The organism is Actinomycetospora sp., from assembly GCF_055612215.1.
The window spans coordinates 1-3,751 of the sequence record NZ_JBVPVA010001129.1; the positions used below are offsets into that span (position 1 = coordinate 1).

Annotated in this window: 5 protein-coding genes; 1 reads left to right on the forward strand and 4 read right to left on the reverse strand. The window is 74.1% G+C overall.

Features of this window, described 5'->3' with window-relative positions:
* Together AC0CYZ_RS30370 and AC0CYZ_RS30375 are read right to left on the reverse strand one after the other, a co-directional pair.
* On the reverse strand, positions 1-949 hold a 949-nt coding region (locus AC0CYZ_RS30370; RefSeq protein ID WP_472221837.1), incomplete at its 3' end, for an aldo/keto reductase.
* Entirely contained in the window at positions 949-1,377 is a 429-nt protein-coding gene (locus AC0CYZ_RS30375) for a VOC family protein (protein WP_472221838.1), read from the reverse strand. The genes AC0CYZ_RS30375 and AC0CYZ_RS30370, both read right to left, overlap by 1 nt.
* Before the next feature lie 65 nt (positions 1,378-1,442).
* Here AC0CYZ_RS30375 and AC0CYZ_RS30380 point away from each other — a divergent pair, with 65 nt between their 5' ends.
* Positions 1,443-2,270, forward strand: a complete 828-nt coding sequence (locus tag AC0CYZ_RS30380) for a helix-turn-helix domain-containing protein (RefSeq protein WP_472221839.1) — start codon at positions 1,443-1,445, stop codon at positions 2,268-2,270.
* 72 nt (positions 2,271-2,342) lie between these two features.
* On the opposite strand, the gene pcaD is transcribed toward AC0CYZ_RS30380, so the two are convergent.
* On the reverse strand, positions 2,343-3,146 hold the full coding sequence (pcaD, locus tag AC0CYZ_RS30385; protein WP_472221840.1) for a 3-oxoadipate enol-lactonase: 804 nt from the start codon (positions 3,144-3,146) through the stop codon (positions 2,343-2,345).
* Positions 3,143-3,751: cytidyltransferase (locus AC0CYZ_RS30390; protein WP_472221841.1), on the reverse strand; the 609-nt coding region annotated here is incomplete at its 5' end. The genes AC0CYZ_RS30390 and pcaD, both read right to left, overlap by 4 nt.

Below are 3,751 nucleotides of genomic sequence, written 5' to 3' on the forward strand. Positions count from 1 at the left end.
GGATGAAGTCGTGGGGGAAGCCGACCTCGAACCCGCCGGCAGCGTCCAGCCGCTCGACGGCCCCGGGAGGCAGCGTGACCTCGAGGGCACCCAGGTTGTCGACGAGCTGGTCCAGCCCGCTGACACCCACGATGGGGTGCACCGCGCGTGACCGGGCCCGGGTCCAGGCGAGTGCGACCTGCGACGGGCTGACGCCGAGATCGTCGGCGAGGCCGTCGACGACCTGCACGACGGACCGGTCACGGGCGTCGAGCGAGTCGGCCGGTACCCGGGTGCCGCGGCCGGCGCGCACCGATCCGGCCAGCGCACCTCCGGCGAGCGGTGACCACGCAGCGACGGTGCACCCGAGGGCCTCGGCGGCGGGGATCAGGTCGCGTTCGGCGTCGCGGCTCAGCAGGTTGTAGCGGGTCTGGACCGCGGAGAACGGCGTCCAGCCCCGTTCGGCGGCCAGGGTGTTCGCGCGGGCCACGACCCAGGCGGGGGTGTCGGACACCCCCAGATGCAGGATCTTGCCGGCCCGCACCGCGTCGTCGAGGGCGCGCATCATCTGCTCGATCGGGGTGCCGGGGTCCCAGAGGTGCACGTAGAAGAGGTCGATGTGGTCCGTACGCAGCCGGCGCAGGCTGGTCTCCAGTGACAGCCGCAGGTTCTTGCGGTGCGCGCCGGCCGCGTTGGGGTCGGTCCCGTCGCGGGTGACGCCGTACTTGGTCGCCAGCACGAACCGGTCGCGGCGTCCCTCGAGCACCTCGCCCACGATCTCCTCGCTGGCCCCGTCGCGATAGTTGACGGCCGTGTCGACCACGTTGCCGCCCGCCTCGGCGTAGGTGTCGACGATGCGGCGGGCGTCGGCCGCGCCGGGACCGTGGGCGAACCCCTCGGCGAAGGTCATCGCGCCCAGGAACAGTTCCGAGACCCGCAGGCCGCTGTGACCCAGCAGCCGGTAGCGCATCACGCGAACGCCCGCGCCGCCGCGGCCACGACCTCGTCGTGGGGCACGTCGCGCAGGTGCTGGTCGACGTTCCAGTGGTGCCCGAACGGGTCCTCGAGCCGGCCGTGCCGGTCGCCCCAGAACACGTCGGCCAGGGGTTCGCGGATCGTCGCGCCGGCCGCGACGGCCCGGGTGAACACGACCTCCGCGTCGGCGACGTCGAGGGCCAGGACGACCGCGGTGCCACCGATCGACGGTGGCGCGAGGACGCCCATCTCCGGGAACTCGTCGGCCAGGTGCAGGACGGCGTCCCCGAAGCGGAGCTGGACCGACATCAACCGCCCGTCGGGGGTCGGGATGCGGCGGAGCTCCTCGGCGGCGAACGCGTCGCGATAGAAGGCCACGGCGCGCTCGGCGCCACGGACGACGATGTGCGGCGTGATCAGCATGCCCCCAGCCTGTCCCGGCTCGCGAGCGCGGTCTTGGACGTTCGTGGCGCCGTTATCCTCGGCCGATGAGAGTCGAGCCGGTCCGGATGTGGCGTCCGGCCGACCACGAGCAGCTCCTCCTCATGGCCGGGCAGACCACCGCGTACGCGGTGCAGCCCAGGGACGAGTACGTCTTCGGCGTGGTCGACCGCGCCCCGATGATCTCCCGCCGAGGACACGAGCGGCGCACGGTCTGCCCCGGGCAGCTCGTCGCCTGGGACCCGTCAGCGCCCCACACGGGCACCGCGGTCGACGGAAGGCCGTGGACCGCCCACCTCGTGGTCGTCCAGGCCGCCGATCTGTCCCTCCTCGCCGGGGATCCCGACACCGATGACCTCTCCTGCGACGTCGGCTTCCGGGAACCGGTGGTGTCCGAACCCGACCTGGTCCGCGGCTTCCGGAGCATGCACGCCGCGCTGACCGGGCCGAGCACCCGGCTCGCGCGGGACGAACTCGTGGCCCGGTGGCTGCGCGGGGTGATCTCGCACGCCGGATCCTCCACCCGACCGGAACGGCCCCGACCGCGGCGCCGGGACGACCGCGCGCTGCGCACCGCGCTGGACCACCTCGCACGACACCCGGAGCGCAACGTCGGGCTGGACGAACTCGCCGCCGTCGCCGGCGTGGGCCGGTTCCACCTCATCGACGCGTTCCGCGACGGCACCGGACTCGCCCCGCACGCCTTCCAGATCGCCCACCGTATCCGGGCCGCCCGGCGCCTCCTGGAGAGCGGCGCCCCGATCAGCGAGACCGCGGTGGCCACCGGATTCGCCGACCAGAGCCACCTCCACCGGCATTTCCGGCGGAGTCTGGGCATGACCCCCGGTGAGTACCAGCGCCGTTTCCGCGGCTGAACCCCGCCCGGCCCGCGGCCGACCGGCCACGGGTCCGGCCGGTCGACGGCGGAGGGCAGGCCCTGCAGGCCGTCAGGTCAGGTCGGCGGGATCGCCGTGGCGACCGAGATGGTCGAGGAGCACACGGGTGATCTCCTCGGGGCGCTCGACGTTGGGGAGGTGTGCAGCGCCGGCGACGGCGCGGAAGCGCGCGCCGGGAATGGTGTAGGCCAGGAGCTGGACCGTCTGCGGGGGGCAGGCCGGGTCGTCGGCGCCGGCGATCGCCAGCGTCGGGCTCTGCACGGCGGCCAGCCGGTCGCGGAGGTCGAACGCTCCGACGGCTTCGCTGCAGACGGCGTAGCCCTCGTCGTTGGTGGCCTCGAGCATGTCGAGCAGTCGGCGGACCGCGTCGGGATGGGCGTGGGCGAAGGCGGGGGTGTACCAGACCCCCTCCCTGGAGTCGATCATGGCGCGGGTTCCCTGCTCCCGGACGAGCGCGGCACGGCGTGGCCAGGACTCCGGATCGGCGAAGCGCGCGGCGGTGGCGATCGCGGTCAAGGTGGTCACGCGCTCGGGGTGGTCGACGGCGAGCTGCTGGCCGATCGCCCCGCCGATGGAGATCCCGGCGTAGTGGAAGTGGTGGACGCCGAGGGTGTCGAGCAGGTCGACGACGGCGTCGGCCAGGGTCGCCACCGTCTCGGGTCCGCCGGGAACCGGGGACTTGCCGTGACCGGGCAGGTCGAAGCGGATGACGCGGTGGTGCTCCGCCAGGCTCGCGCCGCGAGCGGGGTGCAGCTGTGGATCGAACAGGTGCAGGTCGGTGCCCAGGGACGGTCCGAGTACGAGCACCGGGGCATCGACGGGCCCGTCCTCGTGGTGATGCAGCCTGGGGCTCATCGGCGGCTCCGGGCGACGAAGGACACCAGCACCCGCGTGCCGGGCGGGGATGCCGGCCCCGGGTCGAGGTGGAGTCGACGATGCTCGTCGACGGTGACCAGCCCGTCGGTCTCGCCCGGGGCCACCGTCCCGGGGGTGGCCGGCTCGGTGGCGACGCGGGCGCGATAGCGACCGGGGGCGGGCAGCGCGGTGTGATCGTCGACGGTCAGGACCTCGCCGTCGGCGCGGGTATCGACCTGGTGGGGCCGGCCGAGTGCGCGTGCGGCGCCCGTGACGTCGCCGCGGCGCAGGCAGCCGCGGATGTGGGTCGAGGAGCAGGCGGTGTCCGCGACGGGCAGCAGCGGCACGGGGTGGGCGGTGAAGCCGTGGCGTGCTCCGAGCGCGGTGAGGGTCTTGACGGTTCCGGCGGCGCGGGCCCCGAAGGTGAAGTCGGCCCCGACGACCACCGCGTCCGCGTGCAGCGCGTCGTCGAGGATCCCGCGCACGAACTCCTGGGGGGTCGACGCAGCGAGGGCGCGGGTGAACGGCAGCACCAGGACACCGGAGATGCCGAGCTCGGCGGCCCAGCCCGCGCGCTGGGTCAGGCTGGACAGGCTGCTGGTGTC

Excerpts from the sequence above, each read along its gene's own strand:
- AC0CYZ_RS30375 (WP_472221838.1), bottom strand. The coding sequence starts at position 1,377 with ATGCTGATCACGCCGCACATCGTCGTCCGTGGCGCCGAGCGCGCCGTG.
- AC0CYZ_RS30380 (WP_472221839.1), top strand. The coding sequence starts at position 1,443 with ATGAGAGTCGAGCCGGTCCGGATGTGGCGTCCGGCCGACCACGAGCAG.
- pcaD (WP_472221840.1), bottom strand. The coding sequence starts at position 3,146 with ATGAGCCCCAGGCTGCATCACCACGAGGACGGGCCCGTCGATGCCCCG.